The sequence below is a fragment of the Micromonospora sp. NPDC005324 genome (genome assembly GCF_040607155.1).
Lineage (GTDB): Bacteria > Actinomycetota > Actinomycetes > Mycobacteriales > Micromonosporaceae > Micromonospora > Micromonospora trifolii.
In genome coordinates this window covers 98,768-119,872 of the sequence record NZ_JBEXGE010000011.1, presented here as the reverse complement: position 1 = coordinate 119,872, position 21,105 = coordinate 98,768, and the positions used below count along the sequence as shown (strand labels likewise).

Genomic DNA, 21,105 nt, shown 5'->3' with positions numbered 1-21,105 from the left:
CCGGTACGGGTCGGCGGGGCGTCGGTCGGGAGCGGATCGGATCAGGCGACGAAGTCGGTGCTCCGGCGTCGGGCGAGCAGGTAGCCGCCCACACCGGTGACGAGCAGCAGGGCCCCGATGCCGGCGATCAGGTTGGTGGGGGCGCCGGTGATCGGCAGCGAACCACCACCGCCACCGCCACCGCCACCGTCGCCGTCGCCCTGGCCGCCGCCGCCCTGGGCCGCGTTGACCACGATGGTGGCAGTGTCGTTGGCCGGCTTGATGTCGTCCTGGAAGCCTCCGCCGGCGGGGCACTCGCACGGCGCGTTGACCCGCACCGCTCCCCGGGCGTTAGGGATGACCTTGTCGATACGCAGCCGGAACGTAGTGGTGTAGGTCTGCCCGGCCACCAGGAGCATCTCCGAGGCGCACAGGTACGTGCGGGTGGTGTTCTGCCGCAACCAGCAGTTGTCGGGGACCTCGACGGCGGTGGTGCCCGGCGGTAGCTCGACGTCGGTGTGGGTGGCGGCCTCGAAGTCTCCGTTCGTCCCGTCGAGCGTTGCCGGGCCGTTGTTCCGGAAGCCGACGGTCGCCGTGACGACGGCGCCGGCCGTACCCTTGAGCGTGGCGCCGATCGCCGCGAGGTCGGTGCCGTTCTTGCCGGTGGCCCTGGTGGTCCACCCGGTGTAGTCGTAGCCCGGGCCGACATCGGTCTGGTCGGCCTGCCGCACGCTGGCGGGTGCCTCGGCCAGAGTCAGTTTCGGGCCGCTGCCGGGAGTGCCCGCTCGTGCGCCGACGGCCGCCCGTACCCGGGTCAGGTCCTCGAAGTCGGCAGTGGTCATGAACTGGGCGTAGCCGGAGTGGTTGGCCGGCGCGTAGGTGTCCCTGACGAGTTCGAGGTTCAGCGTGGTGGCGAGCCCGGTGCCCAGCGGGATGTCCACGTCGAACTGGCAGGAGACCAGGTGGTCGTCGGCGTAGCGGCAGTTGCTGAACCGGTCCTTGGTGCGGATCGAGTAGGGGAGGTCGAAGACCGCCACGAATCCATTGATTACCTTGTCGCCGGCGTTGACCACCACCAGCGGCACCGTGAACTTTCCACCCGGCTTGGCGGAGAGGTCGGTGAACGGCCCGCCGGCCAGGTCGACCCCCTCACCGACCCGGACGTGTGAGGTGTAGCTGCCGCGCCGCCCGCCGGCCGCCTGGAAGCTGACAGCGACGTCGCCGGAGTCGCCGAGCTGCGCATCGTCGGTGAGGCCGAGGTTCACCCGCTTGGCCCCGTTGCGGTAGATCCCGCTGCTGAGCGGCGGCACCTCGTACAGGGTGACATCGGAGGGCTCCGCGCAGACCAGAACGCCCGGCTCCGGCGCTGTGCACTTCTGGCCGTCCGCAGGAGTCACAGTGAGCTTGTCGGCCAGGGGGCGGTAGTCGTACCGCACGGAGACGTCGCTGAGGACCGTCGGCTCGTCGGCGTGCAGCAACAGGCCGCGGATGGTCGCCTCCGAACCGATGGCCAGAGTGGCGTCCTGGAAGTAGGGCTCGATCGTGGGTGCGGCGACGGCGGGGGCGGCGGAGACGACGATCAACGCGCCAGCGGCGCCGAGCCCGGTCAGCCAGCGCAGCGAGTGCTTGAGCATGGGGGTCCTCCCGTGGGGTACAGGTGGCGCTCGTCGCGACGGAATCAGCGGTAGTCGTCCTCGTCCCCGGTGACCACCCGGGCCTGCTCCATCGCGTCCCAGTCGTCGACCTCCAGGCCGCGGTGCGGCTCACTGTCGACGTCGTCCGGGCCGGCGACAGTGGCCTGCTCGACCGCGTCGGCCGGGTCCGCCTCGGGGTCGCGTTCGTCGGGCGCGAGGTGGTCGCCGGGGGTGAAGTCCTCGTCGGGCTGACCCATCATCCCTCCCGGGGGTCTCGGGGCATGGCTTCCACCACCGTACGGGTTGGGCCGGCGCACCGCCCGGAAGCGGAGTAGGCGGAATCAGCCCTCGGCGACGCGACCCGGTGCCAGGATGGTGCCGTGGGCTTCCTCATCAGACTGGCGATCACCGCTGTCGCGTTGTGGATAACCACGCTGATCGTTCCCGGGGTCGACGTGCACGGTCGCTCGGGTGGCAACACCGTCCTCACCCTGATCGTGGTGGCGCTGATCTTCGGCGTGATCAACGCGGTGCTCAAGCCGGTGATCCGGGTCGTCGGCTGTGTGTTCTACCTGCTGACCCTGGGCCTGTTCGCGCTGGTGGTCAACGCGTTGCTGTTCCTGCTCACCGACCGGATCGCCAGCGGGCTCGACCTGCCGTTCCAGGTGGACGGATTCTGGCCGGCGTTCTGGGGAGCCATCGTGATGACAGTGGTGACCTGGTTGATCAGCGTCATCGTGCCGGACAACCTGGACCGGCGGTGAACGGATAGCACCCGGGTCGGTTGCTCCGGCGCACCTCACCTACGGGATACTTCCGGGCGGAGGACAGCGCGGTCCGGCGCACAAATGAAGAACAGCGGCCAGCACGGCCGAGAGTGGTAAGTAAGGAGCACATCACATGCCCATCGCTTCCCCCGAGGCCTACGCGGAGATGCTGGACCGCGCCAAGGCTGGCCGGTACGCGTACCCCGCGATCAACGTGACCTCCTCCCAGACGCTGAACGCGGCGCTCAAGGGCTTCGCCGACGCGGAGAGCGACGGCATCATCCAGGTCTCCACCGGTGGCGCCGAATACCTCTCCGGCCCGTCGATCAAGGACATGGTCACCGGCGCGGTGGCGTTCGCCGCGTACGCGCACGAGGTCGCCAAGAAGTATTCGGTGAACATCGCCCTGCACACCGACCACTGCCCGAAGGACAAGCTGGACGGGTTCGTGCGTCCGCTGATGGGCATCTCGCAGGAGCGGGTGAAGCGCGGCGAGGAGCCGCTGTACCAGTCGCACATGTGGGACGGTTCGGCCGTGCCGGTGGCGGAGAACCTGCAGATCGCCGCGCAGCTGCTCGACGAGGCCGCCAAGGCCAAGATCGTCCTTGAGATCGAGGTTGGCGTCGTCGGTGGCGAGGAGGACGGCGTCGAGAACGCCATCAACGACAAGCTCTACACCACCACCGATGACGGTCTGGCCATGGTCGAGGCGCTCGGCCTCGGCGAGAAGGGCCGCTACATGGCGGCGCTGACCTTCGGCAACGTGCACGGCGTCTACAAGCCGGGCAACGTCAAGCTCCGTCCGGAGATCCTCCAGCAGATCCAGGACGCCGTCGGCGCCAAGTACGGCAAGGACAAGCCGCTCAGCCTGGTCTTCCACGGCGGCTCGGGCTCCCTGCTGAGCGAGATCCGCGAGGCCCTGGACTACGGCGTGGTGAAGATGAACATCGACACCGACACCCAGTACGCCTTCACGCGCCCCGTCGCGGACCACATGCTCCGCAACTACGACGGCGTGCTGAAGATCGACGGCGAGGTCGGCAACAAGAAGCAGTACGACCCGCGCGCCTGGGGCAAGGCCGCCGAGGCCGGCCTGGCCGCCCGGGTCGTCGAGGCCTGCGAGCACCTGCGCTCGACCGGCACCACGATGACCAGGTAACGACGTCCCACCCGACGGCCGGCGCCCCGCAGGGGGAGCCGGCCGTCGTCGTCAGGTCGTCAGCAGGCGCACGGCCTCGCGAACGTCGTCGGTGAGGTGGATCGTCGACGACAGGTCACCGGACGGGGAAGCGGCCAGCAGCGGGCGCAACAGCGCCTCCACCGGCAGTTCGGTGGTCCAGTAGGCGCGGTCCAGGAAGATGTACGCCCCGCTGGCGCCGTCGGTGCCGTAGTAGGTCTTGGTGGCCGCCTGGAAGACCTCCTGCACAGTTCCCGCCCGCCCCGGCGCGAAGACGATGCCGCCCCGGGCGAGGCGCAGGATGGTGTCCTCCCGGATCGCGTTCGAGAAGTACTTCGCGATCCGCCCGGCGAACAGGTTCGCCGGCTCGTGCCCGTACAGCCAGGTCGGAATGGCCAGACCACCCGCACGCGCCCAGCCCAGATCGTCGCCACGTTGCCGGGGCACCGCCGCGTACCGCTGCCGGACCGTCAACGCGGTCGCCGTGTACCGGTGGTGGTCGGTGAAGTCGGGGGCGGTGGCCAGCAGGTCGATAGCGGCCGTCACGTCGGTCGCCGGCCGGTCCGCCAGGTAGGCGCCGAGGTTCGCGGCCTCCATCACACCCGGGCCGCCGCCGGTCACCACCAGCCGGTCGGCCCGCGCCAGCTCCCAACCCAGCACGGCCGCCATCCGGTACGCGGGACTGCCGCGCCGCACCGCGTGCCCGCCCATGATGCCCACCACCGACTGCGGCCCGTACGCGGTCAGCCAGACCCGGGTGGCGTCGGCCAACGCGTTGTCCACGCCGTGGTCGTGCAGCCGCTGACCCAGCGCCTCCTTGACGTCCGGCAGCGCGCCGCCGTGCGCTCGATAGTGGTCGTACACCCGGGTGTCGTACATCCCGGTGAACCCGCCCTCGGCGAACCCGGCGGCCAGGTCGTCCGGGGCGTAGAGGTGCGTCGGCTGGGTCGGGTACGGCAACCCCGAGAACGGCGGCACCACGTTCGCGCCGCGCCGGACCAGGTCGGCACCCACGTCCCGGGACGCGAACCGGCAACCGACGAAGAGGGTGCCGGCGACGTCGACGCTGGTCAGGTCGGGCACCGGCGCGAGGTCGAGCCGCAGGCCCTGCACGGTCAGCCCGGTCAGCCGACCCGTGGTCAGCTGGTGGTCGAACTCGGCCCGGGTCTGGATCTCACCGGCGTGCAGGTGCGGCTCGATGACGTCCGCGGGAGGTGGGGTCGGCACCCGGCCATCCTGCCCCTCCGCCGGGGCCGGTCAAACCTCGGGCCAGGGGTGGAACCGACAGGAGCCCGGTGGTCGTGGCCACCGGGCTCCTGCATAACCGGTTCCTGGGGAGGCTCCGGACCATTAGTTGTAGTGGAAAACACCAGGCAGCGGCATAGGCCGCAGGCGTGACCAACTCCTCAGCCGTTCAGCGGGACACGTCGGCCGACCCGCTCGCGTGTCGCCCTGTCCAGCGGGTTGAATGGGGCGATGCAGAACCTTTTGCCAGAGCCACCGGCCACCCGCCTGCCCGTGACCGACGAGGCCGACGCCGCCCTGGCCGCCGCCGACGAGGCCGGCACCGATGAGGCGTACGCCAACGTGGCGGCCGGCTTCCCGACCTACAGCGCGGCCTGGGCGGAGCTTGCGGCGCGGGCGTTCGCGCAGGGCCAGGTGGTGACGGCGTACGCGTACGCCCGCACCGGCTACCACCGGGGCCTCGACCAGCTGCGCCGCAGTGGTTGGAAGGGGCACGGCCCGGTGCCCTGGTCGCACGAGCCCAACCGCGGCTTCCTCCGCTGCCTGTACGTGCTGTCCCGGGCCGCCGACGAGATCGGCGAGGCTGACGAGGCGGCCCGCTGTGCCCAGTTCCTGCGCGACTGCGACCCGGAAGCGGCGGACGCGCTGGCGAGCAACTGACCCCGCCCCGACGGCCGGCCCGACACCGGGCCGGCCGTCGGTCGGTCGGTTACAACCCTTCGGCGACCGCGGCGGCGATCTTCAGCCAGGCGTCCCGGGTGGCCGAGGAGAGCCCGCCGTACCGGATCGGCTCGCCGCTGTCGATGAGCCGCTCGTACGGGGCCAGCAGCACCGCCCGGGTGCGGGCCGCGAAGTGCTCCTGGATGGCCGGCAGGTCGATCTCCTTGCGGGACGGCGGCATCGACACCACCGTCACGGCCTGACGGACCAGCCGTTGCCGGCCGCTCTGCTCCAGGTGGTCGAGCATCCGGGCGGCGGTCTCGGCGGAGTCGTTACGGGCCGACATGGTGACCACCAACTGGTCGGTGGCGTCCATCGACGCCTGCCAGTTCTGCGCCCGGACGTTGTTCCCGGTGTCCACGAAGATCAACTTGTAGAACCGGCTGACCACCTCACGGATCTCGGCGAACGCGGCCGCTGTCAACATCTCGCCACCGGTGGCCGACTCGTCCGAGGCCAGGACGTCGAACATCCCCTCGCCCTGCGAGCGGACGTACTGCGACAGGTCGCCGACCCGCCCGTGCGCGCCCTGGAACTGCCCGAGATCACGCAGCATGTCCCGCACCGTGCGGGAGTGGAAGTCCTGTTGGGCGCGCATCCCGAGGGTGCCCTGGGTCTCGTTGTTGTCCCAGGCCAGCACGTAGCCGCCGCGCTTCTGACCGAACGTCATAGCGAGCAGCAGGATGGCCACCGTCTTACCGGCGCCGCCCTTCGGGTTGACCACTGTGACCTGCCGCAGACCGCCGAAGTTGCGGCGGACCATCTCGATGTCCCGCTTGAGTTCCTGCTCGTGCCGCCCCGGAGAGAGCCGGAGGAGGCCCATCTTGTTGACCACCGCGCGTACACCCATTGTCGCCACCGGGTCGGCGGGTCGAACCTGGCGGCGTCGGGCGAAGTCCTCGGCGGTCGGCGCGACGGTGGTGTCCGGCGTCCAGCTCGCATCCGGGTACGCGGCCGCGTCCGGGTACGCGGGAGTCGGCACCCGGGTCACCCCGTCGGCCTCCTGGTACGGCTGCCCGGGCGTGCCGCCGGGCGAGCCCTGCTGCCAGGGCGGCGGGTACCAACCCGGCGAAGGTGGGAACGGCCCGGGCGGTGGGGTCACCGGCCCGGCCTGCCCCGGATCGTGCTGCGGCGCGGCGAGGCCGTGCGGCGGACTGCTGAACTGCGTCACGTCGGGCGGCGGCGGAATCTGCGCCGGGCCGGCCTGGCCGGGGATGAACGGCTGCCCGGGGTGTGCCTGCGCGGGACCGGCGTGCGGGACGATCGGAGGCGGAGGCGGAGGCGGAGGCGGAATCGGAGGCGTGGTGCCGGCCTCGTCCTGAGCGGGCGTGGTCGCTCCAGCCGGGCGTTGCGGCGGGTACGCCCACGGCGACTCGGCGATCGGCCGCGCCGGCCCGTCGGCGGACCCGTCCGCACCGGGCCCGCCCGCCTGCTGCACCGGCTGGCCAGGCTGAGGTGCCGGCCCGCCAGGCTGAGGTGTCGGCCCTCCAGCCTGCGGCGCGGTCCCGCCGGGCTGCGGTGCCGGACCACCAGTCTGTGGTGTCGGCCCGCCAGGTTGCGGTGCCGGCTCGGCTGCGGCGAGGGCTGCGGCCGGGGAGTCGGCCGGTGCGGGGCCGGCGGCCGTCGGGCTGTCGGTGGCGCTCGGGCTGGCGGCGGACGCGGTGGCGGCGGCAGGGACGGGCCGGTCGGTGCCTACGGGCGTGGTGGGGCGGTCGGCGGGTGCCGCTGCGGTGGGGCGGTCGGCGACGGTCGGGTGGTCCAGGGTGAACGGCAGGTTCAGGTCGACGCCGCCCGTGGCGATCGGCGTGGCGGTCGGACCCCTGTCGCCGGGCTGCACCTGAGTCGCTTCGCCGGCCTGACTGGCCGCGTCGGGTGCGGCACTGCCCGCGTCGCTCGCGGCGGACCGGCCGTCCCTCGGCGCGGATGTGGTGCTCGCTGCCGCGGCGGCAGCGGGGATGCCGGGGACGGCTGGACCGCCGTTGCTCCTCGGGCCGGTCGCCGGCGGCGTCGGTTGGGCGTCGGTCGCCGGCGGAGCGGGCGGCGGTGACGCAGCGGCCGGGGCGGTCGGTGGCGGCCAACTCGGCTGCGCCGGCGCCCAACCCGACCCGGGGCCGGACGGGCCGCTGACCCCCCACCCCCCGGGCGCCGGGACGGCGCCGGTGAGCGACGGGTAGTCCGACGGCGAGGGCGGCGACTGGGCCGCAGCGCCGGGCTGGCCGGGGACCGGCGGTCGCCCGGTCGGCGGCGCGGCCACCGGTGGCGTGACCGGTGGCGTGACCGACGACGACCCACCCCGCTGCTCGGCCACCGCAGCCCACGGCGGCACCGCGCCCCGGTCGCCCGGATCTGGTGGCCAGAGTGGTTCGACGTCCCGCTCCGGCACCGGCTGCTGGCCGGGCACCTGCGCCCGGTCGGCGTTCTCGTCCATTACGGCCCTCCCCAGTCCTCCTGCGAGGATAGGCCCAATCGCCCAACAGGGCCGATCGGTGCAGGCAGCTCGGCCGGTCGGTGCGGTCGCGTCAGATCGACCAGACCGCCCAGGCGCCCGGCTCGACCCACCAGGAACGCTTGCGGGTCAGCTCGCCCTCGACACCATCGTCGAGGTACGGCACCTTGCCCTCCCTGGGCAGCACCGACACCGCCCGCCCACGGGCCCGCCGAACTTCGAGGCGTACCCGCTTGCGCCCCCACCCCGAGCGGACGACCACCGGCACGGCCACCGCGACCTCGACCTGGCCGTCGGCCGGGTCCGGCGCGGTCAGCAGCGTCACGTCGTTGAGCGTCGCGTACCCGCCGGCGTTGCCGACCGCGCAGGCCAGCAGCGGTTCCTCACCGTCGGTGAGAATGGTGTCGTCGACCTCCACCCGGGCGCGCCAGTGCAGTGGCCGGCCGGCGTCGTCGGCCGCGCCGAGGAGCGCGCCGTCCAGGGTCACCGAGCCGCCGTCGTTGCGCAGCAGGTCCAGCCGACGCGGCGTGCCGTCCAGCACCGCGGCGGCCACCGCCGCCGGGTCGCGGGGCAGCCCGAGCTGCGCGGCCAGGTCCCGGTGGGTGCCGCCACGAGCCGGGTCGAGCGGGAGTACGGCCACCGGCGGCAGGTCGGGCAGGGTCCGGTTGCCGGGCAGGTCTGCCGGGCGCTTGCTCGGCGCCGGGGCGTACCGCTTGACCAGCCGGCGCAGCACGGCGCGCAACTGCCCGTCGCTGGCCGTGGCGACGACCAGCCGGATCTTGCTGTCCGGGTCCGGCCAGGTGAGGCCGTCCGGGCGGGCCGGACCGTCGAGCCGGGCCAACACCGCGTCGATCTCCGCGTCGGAGCGGGCGGTGACCGTCTCCACCCGGGCGCCCCGGGCGTTCAGCGCGTCGGCGCACGCCAGCACCGGCACCCGTGGCCGCTCCGTCGCGCACTGCTCGGTATCGGTCTGGCCGCTGCTGGCCTGGTTGCTGTTGGCCTGGTCGGTGTTGGCCCGGCCGGTGTCGGTCTGGCTCGTCGGGGCGGTGTCGGCCCCGGTCGCGCCGCCGCAGCAGGCCCCGCCGCTGCCACAGCCCCCGGGAGCGTCCCGCTCCGAACCGAGGGTGAGCAGCACCACGTCGTACACGGAAGGAGCCTCCTGCCTCTCGACGCGACCCCTGCCGGCCGCGCCGTCACTACTTGTTAACCTGACACCCCGGGCTCGCCGAGCGGTCGCCACCTGGCACCCGAGCCTTCTGGAGGCGGAAAAGATGCCAGCGATCGTGCTCATCGGCGCTCAGTGGGGCGACGAGGGCAAGGGCAAGGTTACCGACCTGCTGGGTGAGCGGGTCGACTACGTCGTGCGCTACTCCGGCGGCAACAACGCCGGGCACACGGTGATCACCCCGGACGGCCAGAAGTACGCGCTGCACCTGATGCCGTCCGGCGCGCTCTCACCGAACGCGATGATCGTCATCGGCAACGGTGTGGTGGTCGACCCGAAGGTGCTGCTCGCCGAGATCGACGGCCTGGCGGAGCGCGGCGTCGACGTGTCCCGGCTGCGGATCTCCGGTGACGCGCACCTGATCATGCCGCACCACCGGGCGCTGGACCGGGTCATCGAGCGCTACCTCGGCTCGTCCCGGATCGGCACCACCGGCCGCGGCATCGGCCCGGCGTACGGCGACAAGGTCGCCCGGATCGGCATCCGCCTCCAGGACCTGCTCGACCCGGGCATCCTGCGCAAGAAGCTGGAACTCGCGCTGCGCGAGAAGAACCAGATCCTGTTCAAGGTGTACAACCGCAAGGCGATCGACCTTGAGGCCACCGTCGAGGAGTACCTGGCGTACGCGGAGCGGCTCAAGCCGTACATCGCGGAGACCCGGGCGATGCTCTGGGACGCCCTGGACCGGGGCGAGACGGTGCTGCTGGAAGGTGCCCAGGCCACCATGCTCGACATGGACCACGGCACCTACCCCTTCGTGACCTCGTCCAACCCGACCGCCGGTGGCGCCTGCGTGGGCGCGGGCATCCCGCCGACCGCGATCAACAAGGTCATCGCGGTGAGCAAGGCGTACACCACGCGGGTGGGTGCCGGGCCGTTCCCGACCGAGCTGTTCGACGCCAACGGTGACCACCTGCGCAAGATCGGCGCGGAGTACGGCACCACCACCGGGCGGGAGCGCCGGTGCGGGTGGTTCGATGCGGTCGTCGCCCGGTACGCCTGCCGCCTCAACGGCGTCACCGACCTGGTCATCACCAAGCTGGACGTGCTCACCGGCCTGCCCAAGGTGCCGATCTGCGTCGGCTACGAGATCAACGGCGTCCGGGTCGACGACATGCCGATGAGCCAGACGGACTTCCACCACGCCAAGCCCGTCTTCGAGGAACTCGACGGCTGGTGGGAGGACATCACCAAGGCCCGCACCATCGCCGACCTCCCGGAGAACGCCCGCCGCTACATCGCGAGGGTCGAAGAACTCTGCAACACGAAGGTCAGCGTCGTAGGGGTAGGCCCAGGCCGAGAAGAAAACGTGGTCCTCCACCCCCTCCTCCCCTAACCCCACCCCACCCCACCGCCTTAGCCCCGCACGATCGCCTCGGTGATCAAGAAGTTTGCGTCAGATCTCCCGGCGAGGTTGACGTAAAGCTCTTGATCACCGAGGCGGGCGGTGGGGTTATCCACAGGGGTTCGAGGGTTGTCCACAGGGGCTTCGCTCGGGTGGGGTGGGTGGGCAGGGTGTGGGTGTGGGTGCACATCAACTTCTTCGCCACATTGCGGCCCGGCAGGACGGCATGGTCACCCTGGACCAGGCGTTGCGTGCCGGCCTGACCAGGGACCAGATCCGACAGTTGCACCGTTCCGGCAGGTGGCAGCGGGTTCTCCGTGGGTGCTTCGTTCCAGAGGCGGAGTTAGGTGATTCGACGCGTCGGCGGGCGCGAATCCGCGCTGCGGTCGCCAGCCTCGGCCCAGGCGCCTTCGCTGTTCTGGACTCCGCGTTGGAGTTGCACGGCATCGCGGGTCTTCGCCGGACAGCACAGGTCCACGTCTCGGTGCCAGTCGAGCGACCCCGAGCTCAGCGCTCCCTGGTGCCGTGGTTGACGGTGCATCAGGTGACCGTCGGCCCCGGCGACATCGTCCAGGTTGCGGGCATCCCGGCGACCTCTCCGCTTCGCACCGTCTCGGACGTCATCCTTCGGGTTGATCGTTATCCAGCGGTTTCTGTCCTCGACTCAGCCCTGAACCAGGGCTGCATCGAGCCGGCACATCTGGCGGCCATTCCGAACCTGATCCGGGGACGTCGGGGCGCGGTCATGGCACGCGCCTGTCTCGCCGAAGCGGACGGGCGGGCGCAGTCGCCGCTGGAGACGCGTAGCCGGCTGCGGTGCGTAGACGGCCGGGTGCCGCCGGACACGCTGCAGTTGGAGGTGCGCGACAATGACGGCTATCTGCTCGGCATTGGCGACCTGGGCTGGCGCGGCCCAAGGCTGATCGCCGAAGCGGACGGCCGGGACGCGCATGACACCCCGGAGGCCGCGTACGCCGACCGCCGTCGCCAGAATCGCCTGGTCAACGCCGGCTGGACCATCCTCCGTTTCACCTGGCAGGACACCCTCCACCCCACCTACATCCCCCACACGGTCCGCCAAGCGATCGCGGTTGCGGACGCCCAGCGGAGATGATCAAGAGGCTTCCGTCAAGAACGAGCCCACCGCTGACGCAAACCTCTTGATCACCGAGGCCCTACGGGGGAGGGGGACAGTAGGATCTCGGGCGTGCGGGTTCTTCTGGTGGGTGGTGGTGGGCGGGAGCATGCGCTTGCGCTCGGGTTGATTGGCGACTCGGAGGTTTCCGCGCTCTTTGCGGCGCCGGGTAATCCGGGGATCGCTGGCGTGGCTGAGTTGCGGGCCGTCAATGCCTCAGACCCGGCCGCGGTGGCCGCGTTGGCCGTGGAGGTGGCGGCCGACCTGGTGGTGGTCGGGCCCGAGGCGCCACTGGTCGCCGGGGTCGCCGATGCGGTACGCGCCAAGGGCATCGCCGTGTTCGGTCCATCCGGTGCGGCAGCGCAGCTGGAGGGCTCCAAGGCGTTCGCCAAGGATGTGATGACCGCCGCCGGCGTGCCGACCGCCCGGGCGTACGTCTGCACGGACGAGGAGAGCACCGCTCGGGCGCTGGACGAGTTCGGCGCGCCGTACGTGGTGAAGGACGACGGGCTCGCCGCCGGCAAGGGAGTGGTGGTGACCGACGACCGGGCCGCCGCGCTGGCACACGCCAACGAGTGTGGACGTGTCGTGGTCGAGGAGTTCCTCGACGGCCCGGAGGTCAGCCTCTTCGTGGTCACCGACGGCGAGGCGGCGCTGCCGTTGGTGCCGGCACAGGACTTCAAGCGGCTCGGCGACGGCGACACCGGGCCGAACACCGGCGGCATGGGGGCGTACGCGCCACTGGCCTGGGCCCCGTCCGGCCTGGTCGACGACGTCATGCGCGATGTTGTCCACCCGACGCTCGCGGAGATGCGTCGCCGGGGCACCCCGTTCGCCGGCCTGCTCTACGTCGGGCTCGCGATCACCGCCGCCGGCCCTCGGGTGATCGAGTTCAACGCGCGCTTCGGTGACCCGGAGACGCAGGTGGTGCTCGCGTTGCTGGAGACCCCGTTGGGTGGGCTGCTGCACGCGGCGGCCACCGGCTCGTTGGCCGAGCACCCGCCGCTGCTGTGGCGCGACGGCAGCGCCGTGACCGTTGTGCTCGCCTCGGCGGGTTACCCGGCGGCGCCGCGCACCGGCGACGTGATCACCGGCGCGGAGCGTCCGGGCATCATCCACGCGGGCACCGCCCGCCGGGCCGGCGACGGCGCGTTGCTCTCCGCCGGCGGCCGGGTCCTCTGCGGTACGGCCACCGGCGCCGACCTGGCCGCCGCGCGCGACGCCGCGTACGCGCTGGTGGACGGGGTGGAGCTGGCCGGCTCGCAGCACCGCACCGACATCGCCGCCGCCGCGATCGAGGATCGGATCACGATTCCTGGCTGAACTCAGGCAACCCCCGGCCGTCCCGCCGCCGTTTGACCGGTGAGACGAGGGGGTGGCCGGAATGCCGGTCGATGTCGAGGGTTACCGCGACTACGTCGGTGCGCGGCTGGAGCCGTTGCGCCGCACGGCGTACCTGCTCTGCGGTGACTGGCACACGGCGGACGATCTGGTGTCGGCGACGCTGGTCAAGGTGCTCCGGCACTGGTCGCGGGTGTCCGTCATGGACAACCCGGACGCGTACGCCAGGCGGATCCTGCTGCGGGTCTGGCTGGACGAGCGGCGTCGGCCCTGGCGGCGGGAGGCCGCCTGGGCCGAGGTGCCCGATCGCCCGGTCGCGGCCACCGGCACCGACGGCGCGGCTGACCGGCTGACTCTTCTCGCTCTGCTGGCCGAGCTGCCGCCGCGCCGCCGCGCGGTCCTCGTGCTGCGCTACTTCTGCGACCTGTCCGTCGAGGAGACCGCGCGGGAACTCGGCTGCACTCCAGGCACCGTCAAGAGCCAGTCGGCGCGTGGCATCGAGGCGATGAGAGCCCGCCTCGCCCCGATGCCGGATCGAGTCGAGGAGGTACGCAACGATGGATGAGCTCTACGACCAGCTGCGTGCGGCGGTAGCCCAGGCGCCGCCGACTCGGATCGACGTGGACGAACTGATCCTGGCCGACCGGCGCCGCCGCCAGCACCGGGCGTGGGCGTTGACCGGCTCCGGGGTGGCGGTGGCGGTGATCGCACTGACGTCGACACTGGTCACCGGGCCGTATCGGAACTCGCGGGAGCCGACGGCGAACACCGGCCCGTCGCTCTGTGCGGGGCTGAACGCGTCTCCCAGCGGGCCCGTGCAACCGTTCGAGCGGTACGGCTCGGCGCCCCCGTTCCCGTCGGAGCAGCCGGCCGCCGCGGCGGTCCGGCTGACCGTGGCGCTGCGCGACGCCCTGAGCGTCAACCTGCCTCGGGACCTGACTGTCGATTCGGGGGTGCCCGGGTGTCCGCTGCCGCAGCTGTCGTACGAGCGCACGGTGACGGGGTACGAGTACCGGGTGACGGTCAAGCTGTCCCGGGATGGCGTTCGTGGCGATCTGGCCATCAGGCTGAATCCGAGCCTCGGGGCGGTGCCTGCCTGCAGGCTCGTCAAGCTTCCAATGGAAGACTGCTCAACAGATCAGCTCCCGGACGGCACCCAGATGGCGTTGGGCACCGAGGTCGACCCGGCGGCGGGCACCAGCCGCCGCTCTGCGATGGTGCTGCGCCCCGACTCGACGGCGGTGGGGGTCGGTCTGGTCCAGCCCGGCGCGTCGGTGGACGAGCTGTTGCTGTCCATGGACCAGTTGGTGACCATCGGCCGGTGGCCGGCTTTCAGCCTCTACGAGTGAGCGACACGGTTGGTCACGGTCAGCCGTAGTAGCGGCGCAGTTCCCGGGTGAGCACCTTGCCGGTGGCGTTGCGGGGCAGGTACTTCACGAAGACCACGTCCCGGGGGACGCTGAACCGGGCCAGGAAGTGCCGGACGTACTCGCGAACCGCCTCGGGGTCGAGGGTCTCGCCGGGATGCAGGGCGAGGAACGCGGAGAGGCGCTGGCCGTACTCGGGGTCGGGCACGCCGATCACGGCGGCCTCGCGGACCTGCGGTAGTTGCGCGAGCAGGTCCTCCACCTCGGACGGGAAGACATTTTCGCCGCCAGAGACGATCATGTCGTCCGCGCGGCCGTCGACGAAGAGCAGCCCGTCGGCGTTGAGTCGGCCGAGGTCGCCGGTGTCGAGCAGGCCGTCGTGGGTTTCCCGGCTGGCACCGGAGGTGTAGCCCTCGAAGAGCATCTCGTTGCCGACGAAGATCCGCCCGACCCGTCCGTCGGGTACGGCCTGGCCGTCGTCGTCGAGCAGCTCCAGCCGGGTGCCGTGCGGCGGACGACCAGCGGTGGTGGGTGCCTGACGCAGGTCCTGCGGGCCGGCGATGGAGGCCCAGGAAACCTCGGTGGAGCCGTAGAGGTTGTAGAGGACGTCGCCGTAGACGTCCATGAACTTCGGGGCCAGCCCGCCGGGCAGGGCGGAGCCGCTGACCGCGACGACAGTGAGCGGGGGGCGGGGGTCCGGCGGGGGCACCTCCAGCAGCCGCTGCATCATCACCGGTACGGCGAAGAGCGCGTTGCACCGGTGCGCGCTCAGAGCGGCGAGCGTGGCGGCCGGGTCGAAGCGGCGGTGCAGCACGATGGTGGCCCGTAGTGCCAGGCAGACCTGGAGGGCGGCGAATCCCCAGGTGTGGAAGATCGGCGCGGCGATCATCACCCGGTCCCGGGCGTGCAGGGGAATACGGTCGATGATGGACACCAGTGGGCCGAAGCCGCTGGGCGTCGGTCGGCGAGCGCCCTTGGGCGTGCCGGTGGTGCCGGAGGTGAGCACGATGATCCGGCCGTCGCGCTCGGGCGGGTGCAGGTCACCAGGCAGTGCTCCGGCCACCAACTCCTCGCGGGCGCGTTCGTCGAGCCGGGGCAGCTCGGCGGGGAGGCCGAGGACCCGCTCGGCGAACTCGTCGTCGTGCACGAGGAGCCGCAGCCGCTGCTCCTCGGCAACGGTGCCCAGCTGGGCGGCGCTGAGCCCGGTGTTGACCAGTACCGCGTCGACGCCGAGCAGGGTGGCGGCGACGATCGTCTCGATCAGCCCGTTGTGGTTGCGGCACAGCACGCCGATCCGGTCGCCGGCCTGTACGCCGAGCCCGGCCCGCATCGAGCGGGCCATCCGTTCGGCCCTGTCGAGCAGGTCGTGGTAGGTCAGCTCGACGCCGTTCTCATCGATGACGGCGGGACGGCCCGGGTCCCGGGCGGCTGCTTGGCGTAGCTCGCCCGCCAGGCTCCATCCCCACGTCCGCACCGCGTTGAGCTGCGAGGCGACCCGGACCGGGCTGCCGGGGGTGAGCAGCCCGCGACGGGTCAGCGTGGCAACGATGAACGGCAGGTCCATGCCGCAGACCTCCTCGGGGTGGTGCGCGGACGGGGCGGTCGCCGGCCCGTCCGTCAGGGCTTCTTTCCTTGATCATGCACTGGGCGCGGCTGAAGGCCCAGTTGGCGTCGGCGAGGAGTGATGAAGACGGCACAGATCGTGGAGCCTGGCCCGGCCCCCTGTGAGAGGAGCCGGACCGAGGACTCAGCGGATCTGCATCCCGGAGATCGCCCGGGAGATGACCAGTCGTTGGATTTCCGAGGTGCCCTCGAAGATGGTGTAGATCTTGGCGTCCCGGTACCAGCGCTCGACCGGGTGGTCACGCAGGAAGCCGGCTCCGCCGAGCAGTTGCACGGCCTTCTCGGTGACCGACACGGCCACCTCGCCGGCCTTGAGCTTGGACATCGACCCTTCGCCGGCGGTGAACGGGCGGTTGTTGCGGCCCATCCACGAGGCCCGCCAGACCAGCAGCCGCGCCGCGTCGATCTCCATCCGCATGTCGGCCAGCGCGAACGCGACCGCCTGGTTCTCGATGATCGGGCGTCCGAACTGGACCCGGTCCTTCGCGTAGTCCAGGGAGTATTCGTAGGCGGCCCGGGCCACGCCGAGCGCCTGGGCGCCGACGGTGGGTCGGGACAGCTCGAAGGTGCGCATCGCGGCCTGTCCAGTGGCCCGCTGACCGGAGCGGGCCCGGTCCAGGCGTGCCAGCAGGGCGTCCCGTCCGCCGAGCAGGCAGCGGCCGGGGACGCGTACCCCGTCGAGGAAGACGTCCGCGGTGTGTGACGCGCGGAGGCCGAGTTTGCGCAGCTTGCGGGTGGCGGCCAGGCCGGGGGTGCCCGGCGGTACGACGAACGCCGCCTGGCCGCGGGAGCCGAGCGCGGGGTCGACGGAGGCGGTGACCACGTGCACTCCGGCGATTCCGCCGTTTGTGGCGTACGCCTTCTGGCCGGTGAGCACCCACTCGTCGGTGGCCTCGTCGTAGACGGCCCGGGTGCGCATCGCGCTGACGTCGGAGCCGGCTTCCGGCTCGCTGCTGCAGAACGCGGCGACGGCCGGCGAGTCGACGTCGCCGAAGCACTGCGGCACCCACTCGACCATCTGGTCCGGGGTGCCGGCGCCGTAGATGGCGGCGACGGCGAGCGAGGTGCCGAAGATGCTCATGCCGATGCCGGCGTCACCCCAGAAGAGTTCCTCGCTGGCGATCGGCAGGGAGAGCCCGGTCGGGTCGGCCCAGCAGGTGGCGAGGAACTCGAAGCCGTAGAGGCCGACCTTGGCGGCTTCCTGGATCACCGGCCACGGGGTGTCCTCGCGCTCGTCCCACTCGGCGGCGGCCGGGCGCACGACCTCGGCGGCGAAGCCGTGCACCCAGTCGCGTAGATCCCGCTGTTCCTCGTTCAGGTCGAGCGAGAACTCAGCCATGTCAGGCCTTGGGGATGTCGAACAGGTTGGCGATGTTGGCGGCGAGGCCGAGGTCGCCCTTCGCCTTCAACTTGCCGGTCATGAACATCATCACCGGGTTGGCGCCACCGGAGACGATCTTCAGGAACTCGACCGGGCCCATGGTGAGGCTCAGCTTCGGGTCGTGCTGCGGGGTCTCGTTCACGACGCAGGTGCCGTCGGCGATGGCCACCTCGTAGGTGTCGCTGCCGCCGTCGGGGCGACCGGTGATGATCCAGTGGATGACCGCGTTGGTGGAGCCGGCCCGGTCCGCGCGGAACAGCGACGGCATCCGGCCGAACACCTCGCCCAGGACCTTGCCGCGCAGGTCGCCGGACATCACCTGGGCGATCTTGTCGTCCGGGGTGGACTTGACCAGCTGGGCGAACTCCTTGGGGCCCACGTTGGCGAAGGTGGCCGGGTCGAAGTCAGTCATCAGGTGCGCCTTCCGGAAGATTGGCTACTCGCGCGTAACCTTACGCACGAGTAGGTATGCTCGCAAGGTGTCCAGCGTCCCCGCCTTCAAGCGCCTGCCTCGCGCCGTCCGCGAGCAGCAGATGCTCGACGCGGCCGTCAAGGTCTTCTCCCGACGTGGCTTCCACGCCGCCAGCATGGACGAGATCGCCGAGGACGCCGGCATCTCCAAACCCATGGTGTACGCGTACCTCGGCACCAAGGAGGAGCTCTTCGTCGCCTGCCTGCACCGGGAGGGCACCCGGATGATGCAGGCCATCGCCGGGGCGGCGGCCCCCGACCTGCCGGCCGACGAGCGGCTCTGGCGCGGGCTGAGGGCGTTCTTCGGCTTCGTGGGCGCCCACCGGGACGGCTGGGCGGTGCTCTACCGGCAGGCCCGGGGCGAGCAGCCGTTCGCCGGCGAGCTGGCCACCATGCGGGCCCGGCTGGTCGAGGTGGTCGCCGGAATGCTCGACCACGCGCTGCGTGCCGAGGGCCGCGAGATCGCCGCCATCGACCTGGAGGTCGTCGCGTTCGCCCTGGTCGGCGCGACCGAGTCGTTGGCCGACTGGCTCGCTGACCACCCGGACGCCGACCCGGAGAAGACGGCCACCCGGATGATGAACGTGGCCTGGCTCGGTGCCGCCCAACTGCTGCACGGCGTCACCTGGCGTCCGCCGGCCGACTGACGGCCCGGGCGGAGAGAGCGTCGGTGCCCGGCTCGCCGGTCCGCGCCGCCCGGCGGCGGTTGCGGAGCCAACGGACCAGCTCGACGACCACGGTCACCGTCAGGGCGAGGCCCAGACCGAGCAGGAGACCACGCAGCGGGTCCTGCTCGAAGGCCAGCCCGCCGACGTAGCCGACCAGCGCGGAGTAGAGCCCCCACGAACTGGCGGCCAGCGCGTCGAAGGCCAGGAACCGTCGCCGGGGGTAACGCACAGCACCCATGGTGGCTGTGACAGCGGTCCGGCCGCCCGGAATGTAGCGGGCCACGGTGAGGATCAGACCGCCCCGGGTGGCGATCCCCCGACGGGCCCGGTCGATGGCGGCTCTGCGTCGACCGTGGGGCGGCAGCCGGTCGAGCAGCCGGGTGCCGCCGCCCCGCCCGATGGCGTACGAGATGTGGTCGCCGACCAGCGCCCCGGCGGCGGCCACCAGGATCACCGCCGGCAGGTACGGCGCTCCGGAGGCCGCGAACACCCCTGCGGTGATCACCGCCGTCTCGCTCGGCACCACCGGGAAGAAGCCGTCGATCACCGCGATCGCGAAGATCGCCAGGTACACCCAGGGCGAGGACATCGTGTCGTGCAGCAGGTCGAGCAGATCCATGATCCCGATGCTGGTCGGGGCGGCGGTTCCCGCCATCGGCCAGTGGTCAGGTGGGCGCCACTACTTTGGTAGCGACCGGCCCGGACGGCGGGTAGGGGTCTTCCCCCAGCTCGCCCGGGTCCCCGGGCGCGGGGCGGCCCCTTGCGCCCGCAGGGCTCTAGGCTCGCTGCGTGGCCTCCAGCGCCGTCGCCGTCCGACGGGTCGTCCATCGGTACGCCCCGCCGCTGCTCGCCGTCCTGGTCGCCGCGGCCGTGTGGGCCAGCGCGACAGGTGACATCGGGGTCCGCTCACCGCTACCGGGCGCTGTCGTGCTGCTGATCGCAGTGGGCTCCGCGTGGGCCGCCGGCACGGTCCGGACCCGCCGTTGGCCGTTGTTCCTGGCTGCGGCCGTCGGCTGGTTGGTGCTCGCCGCGGCGGCCGCCGGGGTGCTGGCCTCGTACCAGGCGGGTCTGCGGTTGCGTGGTCGCCGACTCGCCGGCTACCTCGCCGGGGCGACAGTGGTGCTGACGGGCGGGGTGCTGGTCGGGCTGGCGGTGGGTGGCGTACGCCGGATCACCACCGCCACCACCGGCAACGTGCTGCTGCTCGCCGCCTGTCTGGTGGGGCTTCCGTTGGTCTTCGGCCTCTGGGTGCGGGCCCGTCAGGACACGCTCGCGGCTCTGCGGGACCGGGCCGAGCGACTGGAACGCGAGCAGGAGGCCCGCGCCGACCGGGTCCGTGCCGAGGAGCGGACCCGGATCGCCCGGGAGATGCACGACGTGGTGGCGCACCGGGTCTCGCTGATGGTGGTGCACGCCGGGGCGCTGGAGGTGACCGCCGTTGACCCGGCGACCGTCGAGGCCGCCGCGCTGATCCGGACGACCGGCCGGCAGGCACTCACCGACCTGCGCGAGGTGCTGGGTGTGCTGCGCCAGGCCGGGTCGACCGTGACGCCGGAGCGAGGGCTCGACACGTTGGACGAGTTGATCGGTGAGTCCCGTGCCGCCGGGCTGCGGGTGTCCCGGCAGGACGAGGGCGTGCCGACGGCACTACCCGCGACGCTGGGGCGTACCGCGTACCGGGTGGTCCGCGAGGCGCTGACCAACGTGCGCAAGCACGCGGCCGACGCCGAGACGACCGTCTGCCTGCGCTACCTGCCCGACGGGCTGGAGGTGCTGGTCCGCAACGGCCCGTCCGAGGGCGGGTCGGCGCTGCCCGGCGCCGGCCAGGGGCTGCTCGGGCTGCGTGAACGGGTGGAGCTGCTCGGCGGCCGGTTGGAGGCGACTCCGGTGGACGGCGGCTTCCTGGTCCGGGCCCTGATCCCGCTTGCGGGTGCGGCGTGATCCGGGTGGTGGTGGTCGACGACGAGCAGTTGATCCGTGCCGGGCTGCGGCTGATCCTCGAGGCGGCGGAGGACATCACAGTCGTCGGTGAGGCCGCGGACGGCGCCGGCGCGTTGGAGCAGGCCCAGCGGTTACGCCCCGACGTGGTGCTGCTCGACGTGCGGATGCCGGGCGTCGACGGGCTGACCGTCGCGCCCGACGTGGTCGCCGCCGGCCCGAAAGTGATCATGTTGACCACCTTCGACCTCGACGAGTACGTGCACCGGGCGCTGCGGGCCGGCGCTGTCGGTTTCCTGCTCAAGGACACCCCGCCCCGCGAGTTGGCCGCCGCCGTTCGTACGGTGGCCGCCGGGAACGCGATGCTCGCCCCGACGGTGACCCGCCGCCTGATCAGCTCGTTCGCCGAGCGTGGTCCGGCCCGCCGGGACGCGGCCCGTGAGCGGCTCGCACCGCTGACCGAGCGGGAGCTGGCGATCGTCCGGGAGGTGGCGCGCGGGCACGGCAACGCGGAGATCGCCCGGCGGCTGACCATGAGCGAGGCCACCGTCAAGGCACACGTCAGCCGGGCGCTGGCGAAACTCCACGCCGGCAACCGCGTGCAGGTGGCCATCCTGGTGCACGACGCCGACCTGCTGTGACG

General features: G+C 71.9%; 20 protein-coding genes and 1 pseudogene. 12 read left to right on the top strand and 9 right to left on the bottom strand.

The features are described from left to right. Positions 1-41 precede the first annotated feature (41 nt). A complete protein-coding gene (locus tag ABZS40_RS14465; RefSeq protein ID WP_354943740.1) occupies positions 42-1,613 on the bottom strand; it encodes an LPXTG cell wall anchor domain-containing protein in 1,572 nt (523 codons plus the stop codon). A gap of 44 nt (positions 1,614-1,657) precedes the next feature. Next, positions 1,658-1,870, bottom strand: coding sequence for a hypothetical protein (locus tag ABZS40_RS14460; RefSeq protein ID WP_354943739.1), 213 nt, complete (start codon positions 1,868-1,870; stop codon positions 1,658-1,660). A gap of 123 nt (positions 1,871-1,993) precedes the next feature. Between ABZS40_RS14460 and ABZS40_RS14455 the strand changes: the two genes are divergently transcribed. Then, positions 1,994-2,377 (top strand): phage holin family protein, encoded by a 384-nt coding sequence (locus ABZS40_RS14455; protein WP_238677616.1) that lies wholly within the window; start codon positions 1,994-1,996, stop codon positions 2,375-2,377. 136 nt (positions 2,378-2,513) lie between these two features. Beyond that, entirely contained in the window at positions 2,514-3,539 is a 1,026-nt protein-coding gene (gene fbaA, locus ABZS40_RS14450) for a class II fructose-bisphosphate aldolase (RefSeq protein WP_354943738.1), read from the top strand. Between the two features lie 51 nt (positions 3,540-3,590). Here fbaA and ABZS40_RS14445 read toward each other — a convergent pair whose 3' ends face one another. Further along, the gene (locus tag ABZS40_RS14445; RefSeq protein ID WP_354943737.1) at positions 3,591-4,784 is read right to left on the bottom strand and encodes a hypothetical protein; all 1,194 of its coding nucleotides are present in this window, start codon (positions 4,782-4,784) and stop codon (positions 3,591-3,593) included. Between the two features lie 249 nt (positions 4,785-5,033). Here ABZS40_RS14445 and ABZS40_RS14440 point away from each other — a divergent pair, with 249 nt between their 5' ends. Further along, positions 5,034-5,462: a DUF3151 domain-containing protein gene (locus ABZS40_RS14440; protein ID WP_354943736.1), complete on the top strand. Its 429-nt coding sequence runs from the start codon at positions 5,034-5,036 to the stop codon at positions 5,460-5,462. Positions 5,463-5,511: 49 nt separating this feature from the next. On the opposite strand, the gene ABZS40_RS14435 is transcribed toward ABZS40_RS14440, so the two are convergent. Next, entirely contained in the window at positions 5,512-7,950 is a 2,439-nt protein-coding gene (locus ABZS40_RS14435; RefSeq protein ID WP_354943735.1) for a chromosome partitioning protein, read from the bottom strand. Between the two features lie 91 nt (positions 7,951-8,041). Then, complete coding sequence (locus ABZS40_RS14430) at positions 8,042-9,115, bottom strand: diacylglycerol kinase family protein (protein WP_354943734.1); 1,074 nt, start codon at positions 9,113-9,115, stop codon at positions 8,042-8,044. A 124-nt stretch (positions 9,116-9,239) separates the two neighbouring features. Here ABZS40_RS14430 and ABZS40_RS14425 point away from each other — a divergent pair, with 124 nt between their 5' ends. The 6 genes and pseudogenes from ABZS40_RS14425 (at position 9,240) to ABZS40_RS14400 (ending at position 14,363) form a co-directional block, all read left to right on the top strand. Further along, a complete protein-coding gene (locus tag ABZS40_RS14425) occupies positions 9,240-10,529 on the top strand; it encodes an adenylosuccinate synthase (RefSeq protein ID WP_354943733.1) in 1,290 nt (429 codons plus the stop codon). Between the two features lie 166 nt (positions 10,530-10,695). Beyond that, positions 10,696-10,854, top strand: a pseudogene (locus ABZS40_RS14420) (type IV toxin-antitoxin system AbiEi family antitoxin domain-containing protein); the annotation flags it as partial. Between the two features lie 228 nt (positions 10,855-11,082). After that, positions 11,083-11,652, top strand: coding sequence for a DUF559 domain-containing protein (locus ABZS40_RS14415; protein WP_354943809.1), 570 nt, complete (start codon positions 11,083-11,085; stop codon positions 11,650-11,652). 93 nt (positions 11,653-11,745) lie between these two features. After that, positions 11,746-12,996 carry a phosphoribosylamine--glycine ligase gene (gene purD, locus ABZS40_RS14410; RefSeq protein WP_354943732.1) on the top strand — a complete coding sequence of 417 codons (1,251 nt, stop codon included), beginning with the start codon at positions 11,746-11,748 and terminating at the stop codon, positions 12,994-12,996. 61 nt (positions 12,997-13,057) lie between these two features. After that, positions 13,058-13,579 (top strand): SigE family RNA polymerase sigma factor, encoded by a 522-nt coding sequence (locus ABZS40_RS14405; RefSeq protein ID WP_354943731.1) that lies wholly within the window; start codon positions 13,058-13,060, stop codon positions 13,577-13,579. Beyond that, positions 13,572-14,363 (top strand): hypothetical protein, encoded by a 792-nt coding sequence (locus ABZS40_RS14400; protein WP_354943730.1) that lies wholly within the window; start codon positions 13,572-13,574, stop codon positions 14,361-14,363. Before ABZS40_RS14405 ends, ABZS40_RS14400 begins: the two co-directional genes overlap by 8 nt. A gap of 19 nt (positions 14,364-14,382) precedes the next feature. On the opposite strand, the gene ABZS40_RS14395 is transcribed toward ABZS40_RS14400, so the two are convergent. The 3 genes from ABZS40_RS14395 to ABZS40_RS14385 all read right to left on the bottom strand — a co-directional run bounded on the left by ABZS40_RS14395 (position 14,383) and on the right by ABZS40_RS14385 (position 17,797). Further along, a complete protein-coding gene (locus ABZS40_RS14395; protein ID WP_354943729.1) occupies positions 14,383-15,945 on the bottom strand; it encodes an AMP-binding protein in 1,563 nt (520 codons plus the stop codon). Between the two features lie 183 nt (positions 15,946-16,128). Beyond that, entirely contained in the window at positions 16,129-17,343 is a 1,215-nt protein-coding gene (locus tag ABZS40_RS14390; RefSeq protein WP_354943728.1) for an acyl-CoA dehydrogenase family protein, read from the bottom strand. 1 nt (position 17,344) lies between these two features. Beyond that, positions 17,345-17,797 (bottom strand): SCP2 sterol-binding domain-containing protein, encoded by a 453-nt coding sequence (locus ABZS40_RS14385; protein WP_354943727.1) that lies wholly within the window; start codon positions 17,795-17,797, stop codon positions 17,345-17,347. A 67-nt stretch (positions 17,798-17,864) separates the two neighbouring features. On the opposite strand from ABZS40_RS14385, the gene ABZS40_RS14380 reads away from it, so the two are divergent. Next, the gene (locus ABZS40_RS14380; protein WP_354943726.1) at positions 17,865-18,503 is read left to right on the top strand and encodes a TetR/AcrR family transcriptional regulator; all 639 of its coding nucleotides are present in this window, start codon (positions 17,865-17,867) and stop codon (positions 18,501-18,503) included. On the opposite strand, the gene ABZS40_RS14375 is transcribed toward ABZS40_RS14380, so the two are convergent. After that, on the bottom strand, positions 18,478-19,146 hold the full coding sequence (locus ABZS40_RS14375; RefSeq protein ID WP_354943805.1) for a DedA family protein: 669 nt from the start codon (positions 19,144-19,146) through the stop codon (positions 18,478-18,480). The genes ABZS40_RS14380 and ABZS40_RS14375 overlap by 26 nt on opposite strands. Positions 19,147-19,313: 167 nt before the next feature. Between ABZS40_RS14375 and ABZS40_RS14370 the strand changes: the two genes are divergently transcribed. Further along, complete coding sequence (locus ABZS40_RS14370) at positions 19,314-20,465, top strand: histidine kinase (protein ID WP_354943725.1); 1,152 nt, start codon at positions 19,314-19,316, stop codon at positions 20,463-20,465. Continuing rightward, complete coding sequence (locus ABZS40_RS14365; protein WP_354943724.1) at positions 20,462-21,103, top strand: response regulator transcription factor; 642 nt, start codon at positions 20,462-20,464, stop codon at positions 21,101-21,103. The genes ABZS40_RS14370 and ABZS40_RS14365 overlap by 4 nt, the downstream gene beginning before the upstream one ends. Positions 21,104-21,105: the final 2 nt, after the last annotated feature.